This window comes from Bradyrhizobium sp. 159 (assembly GCF_023073795.1).
In the GTDB taxonomy this organism is placed as follows: domain Bacteria; phylum Pseudomonadota; class Alphaproteobacteria; order Rhizobiales; family Xanthobacteraceae; genus Bradyrhizobium.
Window position 1 is genome coordinate 93,509 of record NZ_JADPKE010000101.1, and the last position, 15,144, is coordinate 108,652.

General features: G+C 64.8%; 13 protein-coding genes and 1 riboswitch. Of the genes, 9 read left to right on the forward strand and 4 right to left on the reverse strand.

Annotated features, from left to right (window positions below):
* The first annotated feature begins 83 nt into the window (after positions 1-83).
* A complete protein-coding gene (locus tag IVA96_RS31390) occupies positions 84-599 on the forward strand; it encodes a L,D-transpeptidase (RefSeq protein ID WP_247280040.1) in 516 nt (171 codons plus the stop codon).
* Positions 600-653: 54 nt separating this feature from the next.
* On the opposite strand, the gene IVA96_RS31395 is transcribed toward IVA96_RS31390, so the two are convergent.
* A complete protein-coding gene (locus tag IVA96_RS31395) occupies positions 654-1,238 on the reverse strand; it encodes a thermonuclease family protein (protein WP_247279993.1) in 585 nt (194 codons plus the stop codon).
* 484 nt (positions 1,239-1,722) lie between these two features.
* Positions 1,723-1,920: a DUF1674 domain-containing protein gene (locus IVA96_RS31400; protein WP_247279992.1), complete on the reverse strand. Its 198-nt coding sequence runs from the start codon at positions 1,918-1,920 to the stop codon at positions 1,723-1,725.
* Between the two features lie 189 nt (positions 1,921-2,109).
* Between IVA96_RS31400 and IVA96_RS31405 the strand changes: the two genes are divergently transcribed.
* The 3 genes from IVA96_RS31405 to purH all read left to right on the forward strand — a co-directional run bounded on the left by IVA96_RS31405 (position 2,110) and on the right by purH (position 7,092).
* Positions 2,110-3,456: a transcription antitermination factor NusB gene (locus IVA96_RS31405; RefSeq protein ID WP_247279991.1), complete on the forward strand. Its 1,347-nt coding sequence runs from the start codon at positions 2,110-2,112 to the stop codon at positions 3,454-3,456.
* 159 nt (positions 3,457-3,615) lie between these two features.
* Positions 3,616-5,334 (forward strand): heparinase II/III family protein, encoded by a 1,719-nt coding sequence (locus IVA96_RS31410; protein WP_247280039.1) that lies wholly within the window; start codon positions 3,616-3,618, stop codon positions 5,332-5,334.
* A gap of 59 nt (positions 5,335-5,393) precedes the next feature.
* Positions 5,394-5,475: riboswitch (ZMP/ZTP riboswitch) on the forward strand.
* Positions 5,476-5,499: 24 nt separating this feature from the next.
* Positions 5,500-7,092, forward strand: a complete 1,593-nt coding sequence (gene purH, locus IVA96_RS31415) for a bifunctional phosphoribosylaminoimidazolecarboxamide formyltransferase/IMP cyclohydrolase (RefSeq protein ID WP_247279990.1) — start codon at positions 5,500-5,502, stop codon at positions 7,090-7,092.
* A gap of 127 nt (positions 7,093-7,219) precedes the next feature.
* Here purH and IVA96_RS31420 read toward each other — a convergent pair whose 3' ends face one another.
* The gene (locus IVA96_RS31420) at positions 7,220-8,605 is read right to left on the reverse strand and encodes an MFS transporter (RefSeq protein WP_247421347.1); all 1,386 of its coding nucleotides are present in this window, start codon (positions 8,603-8,605) and stop codon (positions 7,220-7,222) included.
* A gap of 101 nt (positions 8,606-8,706) precedes the next feature.
* Here IVA96_RS31420 and ggt point away from each other — a divergent pair, with 101 nt between their 5' ends.
* Positions 8,707-10,458, forward strand: coding sequence for a gamma-glutamyltransferase (ggt, locus tag IVA96_RS31425; protein ID WP_247279988.1), 1,752 nt, complete (start codon positions 8,707-8,709; stop codon positions 10,456-10,458).
* A 23-nt stretch (positions 10,459-10,481) separates the two neighbouring features.
* Here ggt and IVA96_RS31430 read toward each other — a convergent pair whose 3' ends face one another.
* Positions 10,482-11,147 carry a glutathione S-transferase gene (locus tag IVA96_RS31430; RefSeq protein WP_247279987.1) on the reverse strand — a complete coding sequence of 222 codons (666 nt, stop codon included), beginning with the start codon at positions 11,145-11,147 and terminating at the stop codon, positions 10,482-10,484.
* A 158-nt stretch (positions 11,148-11,305) separates the two neighbouring features.
* Between IVA96_RS31430 and IVA96_RS31435 the strand changes: the two genes are divergently transcribed.
* From IVA96_RS31435 to panE, 4 genes are all read left to right on the forward strand, one after another.
* Complete coding sequence (locus IVA96_RS31435) at positions 11,306-11,887, forward strand: DUF2239 family protein (RefSeq protein WP_247421351.1); 582 nt, start codon at positions 11,306-11,308, stop codon at positions 11,885-11,887.
* Positions 11,888-11,969: 82 nt separating this feature from the next.
* Positions 11,970-13,319, forward strand: a complete 1,350-nt coding sequence (locus IVA96_RS31440) for an MATE family efflux transporter (protein WP_247279985.1) — start codon at positions 11,970-11,972, stop codon at positions 13,317-13,319.
* Positions 13,320-13,412: 93 nt separating this feature from the next.
* Positions 13,413-14,021 carry a 2-hydroxychromene-2-carboxylate isomerase gene (locus IVA96_RS31445; RefSeq protein WP_247279984.1) on the forward strand — a complete coding sequence of 203 codons (609 nt, stop codon included), beginning with the start codon at positions 13,413-13,415 and terminating at the stop codon, positions 14,019-14,021.
* A gap of 110 nt (positions 14,022-14,131) precedes the next feature.
* Complete coding sequence (gene panE, locus IVA96_RS31450; RefSeq protein ID WP_247279983.1) at positions 14,132-15,055, forward strand: 2-dehydropantoate 2-reductase; 924 nt, start codon at positions 14,132-14,134, stop codon at positions 15,053-15,055.
* Positions 15,056-15,144: the final 89 nt, after the last annotated feature.

Genomic DNA, 15,144 nt, shown 5'->3' on the forward strand with positions numbered 1-15,144 from the left:
AAGCGCGGTTAGGAATGTCTGGGCAAGCCGCAATTGCCGGGTTTGCGTGGTTTGGACGATCCTTTCGGGGCAAGGGGAAAATGATAACGATGAGGATTGCGGTGGCGCTGGCCGCCACCATGGGGTTCGGGGTCTTGATGCTGACGGCGGCCGAGGCGCGGCCGGAAATGGTCGGGACGAACCCGGCCGATTATTCGCCGGGCACGATCGTGGTCAAGACCAGCGAGCGGCGGCTCTACCTCATTCTCGATAACGGCCATGCCGTGCGCTATCCGGTTGGCGTCGGCAAGGCCGGCAAGCAATGGGCCGGCACGACCAAGATCGACGGCAAGTATCTCAATCCGGCCTGGGCACCGCCTGCCGAGGTGAAGCGCGACAAGCCGAGCATTCCCGACGTCATCCCGGGCGGCTCGCCGCGCAATCCGATGGGCGTTGCGGCGATGACGCTGTCCGGCGGCGAATATGCGATCCACGGCACCAACGTGCCGGGCTCGATCGGCGGCTTCGTCTCCTATGGCTGTATCCGCATGCTCAACGACGACATCACCGATCTCTACGGCCGCGTCCCCGTGGGCACGACGGTGGTCGTCACGCACTGATCGAAGAGTTCGGAAGAGGATTGCCAAAGCCGCGTCTTGCGACGCGGCTTTTTGCTACCAGAAGCGCCAGCCCCGCGCGCACCAGCCGTCGCGATGGCCGCCATTGTAACTGCGCACGTAACCGCCCGCGAGCAGCGTCGCCGCAACGTTGGCAGTCCGCCGGGTCGCGACATCAGCGAGAATGCGTCCGTATTTGTCGGGTCCGAGATTGGAAATCGTTACGTCCCCCTGGCCGAGCAGATTGCGCAGCGCATCGGTGGCGGCTTCGGCCTTGTTCAGCTCATCCTGGCAAGATGCCTTCAGTTCCGGCGCATCGATGCCGCGCAGGCGAACCCGCACAACGAGATGGCCGCCGCTGCGCTGATGCACGCGCGCCAGGAACGTGTCGCCGTCGACAGTGCGGATCACCTCGACCGGCTGGCGAGCGCCAGCATCTCCCGCCTGCTGGAGGACGACTTCGGTCGCCTGGCCGTCGGCTCCATGCGGGACGGGCCAGTTCGTGCCGTGCCGGAAGGCAAGCACGACAGCCGTCACGACGCCGACCACGAACATCCAGGGCAACAGTCCGGAGAATCGGCGATGGAACGGAGAGCCGCCGAACTGCGGCCGATAGGCACTGGGGCGATTGGGGAGGCGCATCCAGCCAAGCTAGGGCTGAGTCGGGGAAACCGACAAGTGCGACGCTCCAGATGCGACAATTCCGATCGACACACGAGCCTGCAGGAAAGTTCCACTTTTCATGGATTGTCGACTCGATGGGCGAGGCAAACGAATTCGCGGTGCGGCAGGAGCGGGATCGTGCGCTAACGTCGCACTCGTCGGCGGCGCATTCGTCTTCTCTGTGCTGAACATCGCCCGCCCGATCGTCGCACCGCGAGGTGCTGTTACAGCTCGCGGTGCCAAGAAGACAATCGAGATTCCCTGTTTCGGTCGTGGTGACGAGGTCGGCGTGCGGCCAAAACATTCAAGGAAGCCTGATCCGCATCGAGCAGATGGAATCCGAGCAGAGACTAAGCAAGCCGCGCGGGCAAGTTCATCGAGATCATGTCGCCTGTCGCTCACCGAGCGCGAGCATCGCGATCTGTGATGGCCACGGCGGACACCCCGCTGGACCAGCAAGGGCTCAAAAGTCGGAGGCGATGCCCTTGCTCTCCCAATCGCCATAGCGGGTGGGCTCTGGTCCCTTCGGTCCCTGAAGCTCCTTCGGCCGCGCTTTGGCTTCGGCTGCCGCGGCCTGCCGCCGCGCTTCGGCTTCAGCCAGCGCGCGCTGGGCAGCGGGCGGCAGCGGCTTGCGATCGGGAACGGAAGGCTGGTCACTCATCGTGCGGCTTTTCTAGCGCAGGACGGCCCGCAGCGCGACGTCCAATAACGCATCCCTGAAATGGGGCCCAAGGGCTGAAAAAGCCGGAAGCGATTCTTACATTTGGCATATTCGCGTGCCACAAATGAGCCGGTTAAGGCATGCGCCCATCGCGGCGGAACTGCCGCTCGCTCAGAACCTTGCTTCCGCATGCCATCTCAACGTTTCGCCCCTCCGTCCGAAGTGCCAGGTCTTGCGGCACGGCGGATTGCCGCCGACATCGTCGACGGCGTGCTGCACAAGCACCGCACGCTCGACGACCAACTCGACGGAAGCGGCGCTCATCCCGGACTGAAGTCGCTGGCCGACCGTGACCGCGCGCTGATGCGCCGCCTGGTCGCCACCGTGCTGCGCCGGCTCGGCACGCTTGGCCACGTGCTGTCCCGCCTGCTCGACAAGGGCATTCCCTCCGACGCGCCGCGTGCGCAGAGCGCGCTCCTGATCGGCGCGGCGCAGATCCTCTGGATGGACGTGCCCGACCACGCCGCCGTCGATCTCTCCGTTCGCCTCGTGCAATCCGACCGGCGCGCCGCGCGTTATGCCGGGCTCGTCAATGCCGTGCTGCGCCGCTGCGCGCGCGAAGGCAAGGCCCTGGTCGAGGAGGTTGCCACGCAATCCCTGGACCTGCCGCCATGGCTGCTCGCGCGCTGGAGCGCGCATTATGGCGATGCGACCGCAAGAGACATGGCGCTCGCGCTCGGCCACGAGCCGTCGCTCGATTTGACGGTGAAGTCGGATGCCGCACAATGGGCAAGCCGCCTGCATGGCGAGACGCTGCCGACCGGCACCGTGCGGATGCTGCTGCATGGCGCGGTGACCATGCTGCCGGGCTTTGCCGAGGGACAATGGTGGGTGCAGGACGCCGCGGCCGCGCTACCCGCTCGACTGTTCGGTGACATCAACGGCAAGTCCATCGCCGATCTCTGCGCCGCCCCGGGCGGCAAGACCGCGCAGCTGGCACATGCCGGCGCGCATGTCACGGCCATCGACCGCTCGCCCGCCCGGGTAGCGCGGCTGCGCGAAAACCTGCGGCGATTGTCGCTCCAGGCCGAGACCGTCGTCGCTGACGCCGTGGAATGGGCCGGCCCTGCCGAAGCCTTCGACGGTATTTTGATCGATGCGCCCTGCACCTCGACCGGCACGATCCGCCGTCATCCCGACGTGGCATGGCTCCGGCAGCAATCTGACATCGCCGCCCTGACCGCGCTCCAGCAGCGGCTGCTGCGCAAATCGCTGTCGCTGCTCAAATCCGGGGGGACGTTGGTCTACTGCACCTGTTCGCTGGAACCCGAAGAGGGTGAGCAGGCCATCGCTGCGCTGCTGGCCGCAGAGCCCGCGCTTCGCCGCGCTCCGATCGAGGCGTCCGAGGTCGCAGGTCTCGACGAAATCCTCAGCGCGGAAGGCGATCTGCGCACCCTGCCCAGTCATCTTCCAAACGCCGATCCCAAGCTCGGCGGGCTCGACGGATTCTACGCGGCTCGGCTCGTTAAATCCTGATTTTGCACTGGATTTTGCACCCCCGACGCTAATTCGTACCCTTTCAAGGTGGTGTCAGCCGTGCGATTTTGGGATTAATAAGGATTCGTCGGAATCCTTCTCTCCCCTTCAAGGCAAGGCGTGTCGGTCGCTCAACGCAGACGTATCTCGACGCTGGTGATGAACCGCTTCGCGCGGAACATGCTCGCGCGCGCGAGCGGCGGACCTGTGGCGGTGTCGCGGGTCTGGCCCAGCCGCACCGACCGGCTGATCATTGCCCCGCATGACCTCCGCACCGCGGATGCGACCCGCGCCGCCGAGATCTATGCCGGCCGCTTCGTCTTCGCCGGCAAGATCGTCAATTGCCACGGCCGCTCGATCTTCGATCTCGAACCGCCCTCGGAGGATTGGGAGGTCGCGCTGCTCGGCTTCGGTTGGCTGCGGCACTTACGCGCCGCCGACACCGCGCTGACGCGAGCGAATGCGCGCGCACTGGTCGAGGACTGGATCTCGAACCCCGCCAACAAGCGCCGTCCGGTCGCGCGGCGCCCCGACGTGCTGGCGCGTCGCGTGATCTCGCTGCTGTCACAGGCACCCTTGGTGCTCAACGACACCGACAACAAGTTTTACCGCCGTTACTTGCGCGCCCTCGCGCGCGAGATCCGCCTGCTGCGCTACGCCATGCTCGACATTCCCGACGGCGTGCCGAAGCTCCAGGTGCTGATCGCGCTGTGCTACGCGGCGCTATGCCTCGCCAACCAGGCGCGCCACATTCGCAGCGCCTCGAAAAAGCTCTCTGACGAATTGCAGCGGCAGATCCTGCCCGACGGCGGACACATCTCTCGTAACCCGGGCGCCCTGATCGATCTCCTGATCGACCTGTTGCCGCTTCGACAGACCTTCGCGGCCCGCAACATCGCGCCGCCCCCGGCGCTGCTCAACGCGATCGATCGCATGATGCCGATGCTGCGCTTCTTTCGCCATGGGGACGGCAATTTCGCGCTGTTCAACGGCATGAGTGCGACCCCGTCCGACCTGCTCGCGACGCTGCTCGCCTATGACGATACCCACGGCGCACCGATGGCGAACATGCCGCATACAGGGTTCCAGCGGCTCGACGCCGGCCAAACCACGCTGATCATCGATACCGGACCGCCGCCACCGGCGGGCGTCAGCCACGACGCCCATGCTGGCTGCCTGTCGTTCGAACTGTCCTCCGGCATCAGCCGCATCGTCACCAATTGCGGAATGCCGACCACGGGCCGCGACAATTGGCGGCCGTTCGCACGGGGCACCGCAGCGCATTCGACGCTGGCCTATCACGACACCTCATCCTGCCAGTTCGTCGAGATGTCGGCGATGAAGCGCCTCCTGCACGGTGCGCCCGTCACCAGCGGCCCGGTCGAGGTCGAGAGCTATCGCGAAATAGTCCAGAACGGCACGCTGCTTACAACTTCTCATGACGGCTATCTCGCTAAATTCGGCGCGATTCATCGCCGCGTGCTGATGATCGCCAATGACGGTGCGCGCATCGACGGCGAGGACACGCTGTCGCCGCCGCAAGGCGGACGCTTCAAGGGCGCTGATGCCGATTTCGCGCTGCGCTTCCATCTGCATCCGGCAGTGAAGGCGAGCCGGTTGTCGGATGCGCGCGGCGTCATGCTGGTGTTGCCGAACCGCGACGTCTGGACGTTTGAGGCGCTCGACGACAAGGTCGATCTCGAAGACAGTGTGTTCCTGGCCGGCAATGACGGGCCGCGCCGCACCGCGCAGATCGTGATCCGACAGGATGCGCGGCAGGCTCCCTCGATCCGCTGGAGTTTTGTGCGTTCCACCGCCTCGCCAGCGGTGACCAATGCGCGCCGCAATGCCCGTCGCGAGCCGGAACTTCCCTTGTAAACAGGCGCGATCCGGCGCTATCTAGCCGTTGAGAGCGACGCCGAAAGCTGCTATCGAGCGCTCGTTCGCGCGACTGGCGACCTTGGATGGAGCACCATCGGGAAGCGCGATACATATCCGCCGCGCGCCTGGGCATAGACACTCCCTGAACAGAGGATCTTGCTCATGACTGACCATCTCCGTCGCGTCACCCGCGCCCTGCTCTCCGTTTCCGACAAGACAGGCCTGATCGAGTTCGCAAAGGCGCTTGCCGCGCACGATGTCGAACTGGTCTCGACCGGCGGCACCGCCAAGGCGATCGCCGCAGCCGGCCTCAAGGTGAAGGACGTCTCCGAGCTGACCGGCTTCCCCGAGATGATGGACGGTCGCGTCAAGACGCTGCATCCGAAGGTGCATGGCGGCCTGCTCGCGATCCGCGACAACAAGGACCATGCCGACGCGATGAAGACCCACGGCATCGCCCCGATCGACCTCCTCGTCGTCAACCTCTATCCGTTTGAAGCGACCGTCGACAAAGGCGCCGGTTTCGAGGATTGCATCGAGAACATCGACATCGGCGGCCCCGCCATGATCCGCGCCGCCGCGAAGAACCATGACGACGTCGCCGTCCTGGTCGAGGCAGAGGACTACAAGGCCGTGCTCGACGAGCTCGCCGCCAACAACGGCGCAACCACGCTGAAGCTGCGTCGGCGTCTTGCGGCAAAGGCCTATGCCCGCACCGCCGCCTATGACGCCGCGATCTCGAACTGGTTCAACCGGCAGCTCGAAATCGACGCGCCGGACTTCCGCGCCTTCGGCGGCAGGCTGATCCAGTCGCTGCGCTATGGTGAGAACCCGCACCAGACCGCTGCGTTCTACGCAACCCCCGACAAGCGCCCGGGCGTCTCGACCGCGCGGCAGCTCCAGGGCAAGGAACTCTCCTACAATAATATCAACGACACCGATGCGGCCTATGAATGCATCGGCGAGTTCGATGCCAAACGTACCGCGGCCTGCGTCATCGTCAAGCACGCCAATCCCTGCGGCGTCGCGGAGGGCTTGAACCTCGTCGACGCCTATCGCAAGGCGCTCGCGTGCGATTCCACCTCCGCCTTCGGCGGCATCATCGCGATGAACCGTCCGCTCGACGCCGACACCGCGCGCGAGATCACGAAGATCTTCACTGAGGTGATCATCGCGCCCGATGCCAGCGAGGAGGCGATCTCCATCATCGGCGCACGCAAGAATCTGCGCCTGCTGCTGGCCGGCAGCCTACCCGATCCACGCGCGCCGGGCCTGACCGCCAAGACGGTGGCGGGCGGCCTGCTGGTGCAGAGCCGAGACAATGCCGTGGTCGACGACATGACGTTCAACGTCGTGACCAAGCGTGCGCCTGATGATGCCGAGATGCGCGATCTGAAATTCGCATTCCGTGTGGCAAAACACGTGAAATCCAACACCATCATCTATGCCAAGGACCTCGCCACCGTCGGCATCGGCGCGGGCCAGATGAGCCGGGTGGATTCAGCGCGGATCGCAGCGCGCAAGGCCCAGGACGCGGCGAGTGAGCTGAAGCTTGCCGAGCCGCTCACCAAGGGCTCGGTGGTGGCGTCGGATGCGTTCTTCCCGTTTGCTGACGGCATGCTCGCCTGCATCGAAGCCGGCGCCACCGCCGTGGTGCAACCCGGCGGCTCGATGCGCGACGACGAGGTGATCAAGGCCGCCGACGAGCACGGCATCGCGATGGTCTTCACGGGGACGCGGCACTTCAGGCATTGATTGATTGGCGGTAACCACGTCGTCATTGCGAGCGAAGCGAAGCAATCCAGTCTGCGCGGAGAGAGTCTGGGTTGCTTCGTCGCTTCGCTCCTCGCAATGACGGCGGAGATGGAATTGCGTGGTGCGGCTAATCCCGCACCCGCATCAACAGCCCCAATCCCGCGACGAAGAACACCACCAGCACGGCCATGCCGGCTTTCTGGCTCGCCGTCGCAGCGGTGATCATGCCGATCAACAGCGGACCGATGAAAGACGTCACCTTCCCGGTCAATGCGAACAGGCCGAAATACTGTGCGATGCGGTCCTTCGGCGCCAGACGGATCAGCAGCGTGCGCGAAGCGGCTTGCAACGGGCCGCCGGCGGCGCCGATCAGGCACCCCAGCACCAGATAGGCACGCTCCGCCGCGCTCGAGAACAGGGCCGCACCCGGCTGCGGCGGCGCGACCTTGACGAACAACACACTTTCCTTGTCGACCAGCAGGATCGCCGCCACCGACAGCAGGAGAATCAGCAGGCTGCCGGCGATCACGCGCTTCGGCCCGAGACGATCGTCGAGCTTGCCGCCAAGCCACGCACCGAGGGCACCCGCGATCGCGAGCATGATGCCGAACGTGCCGATCTGGATCGTGTGCCAGCCGAAGGTGCCGGCGGCATAAATGCCGCCGAAGGCGAACAGCGACACCAGACCGTCGGTGTAGATCATGTTGGCGAGCAGGAACGCCGCGAGCGACTTCTGCTTCGGCAGACCTTTGATCGATTGCTTCAGCTCAGACAGTCCTTCGCGCAGTGCCTCGCGCAGCGGGCGCTTTGCCGGATAATCCGGCGTGAACAGGAACATCGGCATCACGAAGATGATGAACCACAGCCCGGTCAACGGCCCGGCAGCACGGTCGCCCTGATGCGTGATGGGGTCGAGCCCGAATAGCGGCATCAAGCCGAGCAGCGTGCGGCCGGTCTCGGGATTGGCGGCGAGCAGGCCGAGCACGATGATCAGGCTGACAATGCCGCCAATGTATCCTGTCGCCCAGCCGGTGCCGGACAGCCGCCCGATCCGCTCCGGCGGCACCAGAGTCGGCATCATCGCGTTGTTGAAGAGGGTAGCGAATTCCGCGCCGACGCTGGCGAGCGCGACGGCGGTGAGCAGCGGCGGAATGATGGCGTCATCGCCGGGCTTGCCGATCCACAGCGTGCAGGACGCCAACACCAGCACCGCGCCGAAACCTGCGATCCATGGTTTCCTGCGGCCCGAAGCATCCGCGATGGCTCCGAGCACCGGCGACAGCAATGCGATCGCAAGGCCCGCGGCCGCCATCGCAAAGCCCCACAGCGATTGACCGATGGCGGGATTTGGCGCGATGCCGGTCGCGAAATAGGGCGCGAACACGAAGGTCGTAATCAGTGTGAAATAAGGCTGCGCGGCCCAATCGAAGAAGATCCAGCTGACGACGGCGGCGCGCCGCGGATAGGTCCGCGGCACGCCGGCCATGCGCACATCCTGGGCGATCGTTGTCATCACGCAGTCCCCATCACGAACAGTTTTGCCTGTCTCGGGGCAAACCGTATAGCATTGCCGTGACGCGTGTGAACTGGCCGGAAGGCGCGACGGGAATTTTGATGATGTTGTCATATTCGACACGGCGGACATTTTTCGCCGTCATAGCCACGCTGGCGTTCGGTCTTGTCGCTGTGACGGCCCAGGACGCGCGGCGGGGCTATGTCCCGCCCGCGCGCGATATGGTGCGCGCCGTTGCTGCCGAACACGGCATGGTGGTGGCGCAGGAGAAGATATCTGCGCAGGTCGGCGCCGACATCCTGCGCCGTGGCGGCAATGCCGTCGATGCCGCGGTCGCCACCGGCTTTGCGATGGCCGTGACCTATCCGCGCGCAGGAAATATCGGCGGCGGCGGCTTCATGGTGATCCATTCCGCCGATCGCAACGAAGACATCACTATCGACTATCGCGAGACCGCGCCAGCTGCGACCACGCCGCAAGTTTTCCTGGGGCCCGATGGCAAGCCTGACCCGACGAGGTCACGGGATTCCGCGCTTGGCGTCGGCGTGCCCGGCACCGTTGCAGGTCTCGCGCTCGCATTGGAGAAATATGGCTCCGGTCAGTTCACGCTGGCGCAATTGCTCGAGCCGGCGATCGCGCTCGCTCGCGATGGCTTTGCCGTCAGCGACGACATGGCCGATACGCTGCCGGCCTGGCACCGGCGGCTGGCGCGCTGGCCTTCCTCGGCCAAGATCTTCTCGCGCCCCGACGGCACGCCACTTGGCGAAGGCGACAGGCTGGCGCAGGGCGATCTCGCCGAAACGCTATCGGCCGTGGCCGCACAGGGGCCACGCGGCTTCTATGAGGGGCCAGTTGCCGAGAAACTCGCCAAGGCCGTGGCTGACGCCGGCGGCATCATGACGCCTGCCGATCTGAAGTCCTATCAGGCGGTGATCCGCGCGCCGGTGCGCGGCACCTATCGCGGCTACGACATCGTATCGATGCCGCTGCCCTCGTCCGGCGGCGTGGTGCTGGTGGAAACGCTCAACATTCTCGAAGGCTTCCAGCTCGCCGATCTGAAGCAGGGATCGCCGGCATCGCTGCATCTCCTGATCGAAGCTATGAAGCGCGCCTATGCGGACCGCGCGCGCTATCTCGGCGATCCCGCCTTCGTCAACGCACCGATCGAGACGCTGACCGCGAAGGACTACGCTGCCAAGCTGCGCGCGGGCATCTCCGCCGAGCGCGCCACGCCTTCGAAAGAGCTCGTTTCTGCTGCTATCTCGCCGCGCGAGGGCAGCAACACCACGCATTTCTCCGTCGTCGACGGCCGCGGCAATGCCGTCAGCAACACCTACACATTGAACTTCAGCTATGGCGTCGGCCTCGTTGCCGACGGCAGCGGCGTGCTGCTCAATAACGAGCTCGACGACTTCACCGCGGCGGTCGGCGCCTCGAATGCCTACGGCCTCGTCGGCTTCGAGGCCAATCTGCCAGGGCCTGGAAAACGCCCGCTGTCGTCGATGTCACCGACCATCGTGCTCAAAGACGGCAAGCCGGTGCTGGTGACGGGCTCGCCTGGTGGCAGCCGCATCATCTCGACCGTGCTCCAGGTGATCGTGAACGTCCTCGACTACAAGATGGATGTGGCTGCCGCCGTCTCCGTACCGCGGCTGCATCACCAATGGCTGCCGGACGAGGTGCGCGTCGAGAGCGGCTTTCCTGCCGATGTTCTGCTGGAGCTGAAGGCGATAGGCCACTTCGTCGTGGAGCCGATGGGACAGACATCGGCCAATTCGATTCTGGTGACGCCGAATGGGCCGCTCGGCGCGCCCGATCCGCGCACGCGTGGGGCGGAAGCTGCGGGACAGTAACCCTGTCACTGCGCCGAGATGATTTAGCGCCCGACCTGATAAGGCCCGCCCTTTTCGAGCGCGCGGTTATACGCCGGCCGCGCGTGGATGCGCTCCAGGAACGCCATCGCCTTGGGATGGCCCTGCTCCAGCCCGCCGCGCGCTTGCGCTGCTTCCAGCGGAAAGCTCATCTGGATGTCGGCTGCGGTGAACTCGTTGCCGGCGAACCACTCGCTCTTGCCGAGCTCGCTTTCCCAAAAGTCCATGTGCTGCTTGAGCTGCGGATTGACCAGCGCGGTGAGCGCCTGATTCGAAACCTTGCGCACCAAGGGGCGCAGCAACGCCGGCGCGCGCTTCGGCATCAGCGTGAACAGCAGCTTGAGCAGCAGCGGCTGCATCGCCGACCCTTCCGCATAATGCAGCCAATAGGTGAAGCGCAGCCGTTCCGGCGTGTTCGGCGGCGGGATCAGTTGGCCGTTGCCATAGGTAGCGATGAGATACTCGATGATCGCGCCCGACTCGGCGATGGTGTTGCCGTTGTCTGTAATGACCGGCGATTTGCCAAGCGGATGGATGGCGCGCAGCTCCTTCGGCGCGCGCATGTCCGGCTGGCGCTGATAGCGCACGATCTCGTAGGGCACGCCCAATTCCTCGAGCAGCCACAGCACGCGCTGCGAGCGGGAATTGTTGAGGTGGTGAACGGTCAGCATCGCGTGGTCCCCAGCTTGGCTTGGTCGTCGCGCCGTTGGTGCCAGCCCGGGAACACAATGTCGAGCCATCGGTGCGCCTATTTTCACCCGGGTATATTGACGCCTTAAATTTACCCGGGTATTAAATCGCCAACACAGTCAATCTGGCAATGATTCCAATGCAAGCCACCTTCACAGCCTTCATGGGCCAGCGCCGGCTGGCCTCGGGAGCGGCCGGCGATGTCGCCCTCGCAGTCAAGCGGGCCGGATCGAATCCGGACCAGCCGATCATCATTTTCGACGATGGGACTGGCCGGTCGATCGATTTCGACCTGCGCGGCGAGGATCACGAGGTGCTGGCGCGGCTGGCCGAGATCATGCCGCCGCCGACCGAAATCACCGAACCACTGAGCGAGCCGCGCGGCCGCGGCCGGCCGAAGCTTGGTGTGGTCGCGCGCGAGGTGACGTTACTGCCGCGCCACTGGGAGTGGCTCAACGCGCAACCCGGCGGCGCCTCGGTCGCGCTGCGCAAGCTCGTCGACGAGGCCAGACGCGCCAGCGGCGACAAGGACCGCGAGCGGCAGGCGCGCGATGCGGCCTATCACTTCATGTCGACCATGGCGAGCAATCTGCCGCAGTTCGAGGAAGCCTCGCGCGCGCTGTTCGCGGATGAACGACGGCGCTTCACCGGGCTGATCGCCGACTGGCCGACTGACATCCGCGACCACATCGTCAAGCTCGCCTACAGCGACCGGGCTTAAACCGCGCAGCATTCACCCTATCAACGGCCGAGCCGCGCATCGCGCGGCAACGGCTTCGCACGCCTCGATGAAAGGCAAATTCATGTCCGCATCCGCGCCTCTCTGGACGACGTTTCTTCGCTTCCTCGCACCTCTGATGGCAAGCAACGCGCTGCAATCGCTGTTTGGCACCGTCAGCAACGTCTATCTCGGCCAGATGATCGGCATCGACGCGCTCGCCGCAGTCTCGGCATTCTTCCCGGTGATGTTCTTCCTGTTCGCCTTCGTCATCGGCCTGAGCACCGGCGCCACCGTCTTGATCGGCCAAGCCTTTGGCGCGGGGGAGCACGGCAGGATCAAGCTCGTCGTCGGCACGACGCTCGCGATCGGCCTCTCGCTCTCGGCAACGGTTGCACTCGCTGGCGGGATCTTCAGCCGGCCACTGATGGTCATGCTCGCAACGCCCGCTGACATCCTCGACCAGGCCAGCGCCTATGCCCGCATCATGCTGCTGACGATGCCGCTCGGCTTCATCTTCCTACTGATGACAGCGATGATCCGCGGCGTCGGTGATACGTTGACGCCGCTCCTCGCGCTGGCGCTATCGACCGCGATCGGCCTCGCCCTGACGCCGCTGCTGATCCGCGGCGCGTTCGGCTTGCCGGCAGCGGGCATCACCAGTCCGGCATGGGCAGCCGCAATTGCCAACGCGCTGACGCTGATCGTGCTCGCCGTCCATCTGCTCCGGAGAAAGCATGCACTGGCACCGGACGCTGCACTGCTGCGTCATCTGCGGCTCAACGGCGCCGTGCTCGGAAAAATCCTCGGCATCGGACTGCCGAGCGCAATTGGCATGGTGGTGATGGCGATTGCCGAGCTGGTGCTGCTTGGGCTCGTCAACGGCTTCGGCTCAAACGCCACGGCCGCGTACGGCGCCGTCAATCAGGTGATGGGTTACACGCAGTTCACGGCAATGTCGATTTCGATCGCGGTCTCGATCCTCGGTGCGCAAGCGATCGGCGGCGGCGACAGGGTGCGGCTCGAGGGCATCGTGCGCACCGGCCTCGCGTTCAATGTCGTTCTGACCGGCGGGCTGGTGGCGCTGATCTATCTGGTACCGCGCGCCGTGCTCGGCATCTTCATCACCGACGGCGCCGTGCTCGATCTGGCGAAGACTCTCCTCTACATCGCCCTGTGGAGCTCGGTTCCGTTTGGCCTCGCCACGGTGTTTTCGGGCGCCCTGCGCGCCGCCGGCATCGCCTTGACGCCGATGCTGCTCTCGATCTTCGCGATCGTCGCGATCGAGCTGCCGGCTGCAATGATCCTAAGCCGCACGATCGGCCTCGAGGGCGTATGGGCCGCCTATCCGATCGTGTTCTGCGCCATGTTCGTTTTGCAGATGGGCTGTTACCTCCTGGTGTGGCGCAAGCAGACGATCCGGCGTCTGCTCTGACGGGACATCAAGGCATTATGACCGTCATTAAACGATGGACCTGTCGCGCGGCCTGCGCCACAATGGATGAAAAGCGCCGCCAGGGAGATCGAATTGACCCGCACAGCCCCGCAATTCCTGTTCGATTTCGGCAGCCCGAACGCCTATCTCAGCCATCTGGCGATCCCGGCAATCGAGCAACGCATCGGCGTCAAGTTCGAATATGTGCCGATCCTGCTCGGCGGCATCTTCAAGGCGACCAACAACAAGTCGCCGGCCGAGACGCTCGCCGGCATCAAGAACAAGCGCGAGTTTCAGGCGGTCGAGACCGAGCGCTTCATCAAGCGCTTCAAAGTCCAGCCCTACATCATGAATCCGTTCTTCCCCGTCAACACGTTGAATTTGATGCGCGCGGCGATCGCAGCGCAGCTCGAGGGCGTGTTCGAGACCTATGTCGAAGCCGCCTTCCACCACATGTGGCGCGAGCCGAAGAAGATGGACGACCCTGAGGTCGCGACGAAGGCGCTGGCGTCATCCGGCCTCGATGCGCAAAAGTTATTCGCCCGCGCGCAGGAACCCGAGGTGAAAGGCAGACTGATCAAGAATACCGAGGAAGCGGTGGCGCGCGGCGCGTTCGGCTCGCCGACCTTCTTCGTCGGCAATGAGATGTTCTTCGGTAAGGAGCAGCTGCGTGAGGTCGAGGAGATGGTGCTGGGGACGTAGTACCTTCATTCTCCAGCGACAGAATGTGATCGCGGCAACATTCTGGATTGCTTCGCTTCGCTCGCAATGACGATTATAAGTAGCCACCAAGAGCAACAATGGAGCATCCCATGCGTATCCTCGTGGTCGGCGCCGGCGCCATCGGCGGCTATTTTGGTGGCAGGCTGTTGCAGGCCGGCCGCGACGTCACCTTCCTGGTGCGGCCGCGCCGCGCCGGCGAGCTCGCGAGCGCCGGCCTCGTCATCAAGAGTCCGAATGGCGATGTGACGCTGAAGGCCCCGCCGACAGTGCAAGCGGACAAGCTCGCGGAAAAATTCGACGTCGTGCTGCTGAGCTGCAAGGCGTTCGACCTCGACGACGCCATCAAGTCGTTCGCGGCCGCCGTCGGGTCGAACACCGCGATCATCCCCATGCTCAACGGCATGAAGCATCTCGACGTCCTCGACGACAAGTTCGGTAAGGAGCGCGTGCTCGGCGGCCTCTGCGCCATCGCCGCGACCCTCAACGAGCAGCGGGAGGTGGTGCAGCTCCAGCCGATGCAATCGATCAATTACGGCGAGCGCGACGGCAAGCTGTCGGACCGCGTCAAGGCGATCGACGAGGCCTTCAGGAGCGGTATCAATGGCGCCACCGCCAGCCAGAACATCCTGCAGGACATGTGGGAGAAGTGGGTGTTCCTCTCCACGCTCGCAGCGTCCACCAGCCTGATGCGCAGCTCCGTCGGCAATATTCTCGCTGCCCCCGGCGGCAGGGATTTTCTGCTTGGCATGCTGGACGAGACCAGCGCGATTGCCGCTGCGTCGGGCTATCCGCCGGCCGGACCGTTCTTCGAGCGCGTGAAGGGCAATCTGACCACCGAGGACTCGCCGATGACGGCATCCATGTTCCGCGACATCAAGGCCGGCCTGCCGGTCGAAGCCGATCACGTTATCGGCGATCTCATCGCACGCGGAGATGCGGCGAAGGTTCCCGTGCCGAAGCTGCGCATCGCATATACGCATCTGAAGGCGTATGAGAAGCAGAGGGCGAGGTAGCGGCCGCCCCGGCGAAGGCCGAGACCCATACTGCGTGACCTATCGGAAGCGACGCTATCAGTACCGCGCGATGCTCGAAAAACGACCTG

Excerpts from the sequence above, each read along its gene's own strand:
- purH (WP_247279990.1), top strand. The coding sequence starts at position 5,500 with ATGACTGACCATCTCCGTCGCGTCACCCGCGCCCTGCTCTCCGTTTCC.
- IVA96_RS31405 (WP_247279991.1), top strand. The coding sequence starts at position 2,110 with ATGCCATCTCAACGTTTCGCCCCTCCGTCCGAAGTGCCAGGTCTTGCG.
- IVA96_RS31435 (WP_247421351.1), top strand. The coding sequence starts at position 11,306 with ATGCAAGCCACCTTCACAGCCTTCATGGGCCAGCGCCGGCTGGCCTCG.
- IVA96_RS31430 (WP_247279987.1), bottom strand. The coding sequence starts at position 11,147 with ATGCTGACCGTTCACCACCTCAACAATTCCCGCTCGCAGCGCGTGCTG.
- IVA96_RS31410 (WP_247280039.1), top strand. The coding sequence starts at position 3,616 with ATGAACCGCTTCGCGCGGAACATGCTCGCGCGCGCGAGCGGCGGACCT.
- IVA96_RS31395 (WP_247279993.1), bottom strand. The coding sequence starts at position 1,238 with ATGCGCCTCCCCAATCGCCCCAGTGCCTATCGGCCGCAGTTCGGCGGC.
- ggt (WP_247279988.1), top strand. The coding sequence starts at position 8,707 with ATGATGTTGTCATATTCGACACGGCGGACATTTTTCGCCGTCATAGCC.
- IVA96_RS31420 (WP_247421347.1), bottom strand. The coding sequence starts at position 8,605 with ATGACAACGATCGCCCAGGATGTGCGCATGGCCGGCGTGCCGCGGACC.
- IVA96_RS31440 (WP_247279985.1), top strand. The coding sequence starts at position 11,970 with ATGTCCGCATCCGCGCCTCTCTGGACGACGTTTCTTCGCTTCCTCGCA.
- IVA96_RS31400 (WP_247279992.1), bottom strand. The coding sequence starts at position 1,920 with ATGAGTGACCAGCCTTCCGTTCCCGATCGCAAGCCGCTGCCGCCCGCT.
- panE (WP_247279983.1), top strand. The coding sequence starts at position 14,132 with ATGCGTATCCTCGTGGTCGGCGCCGGCGCCATCGGCGGCTATTTTGGT.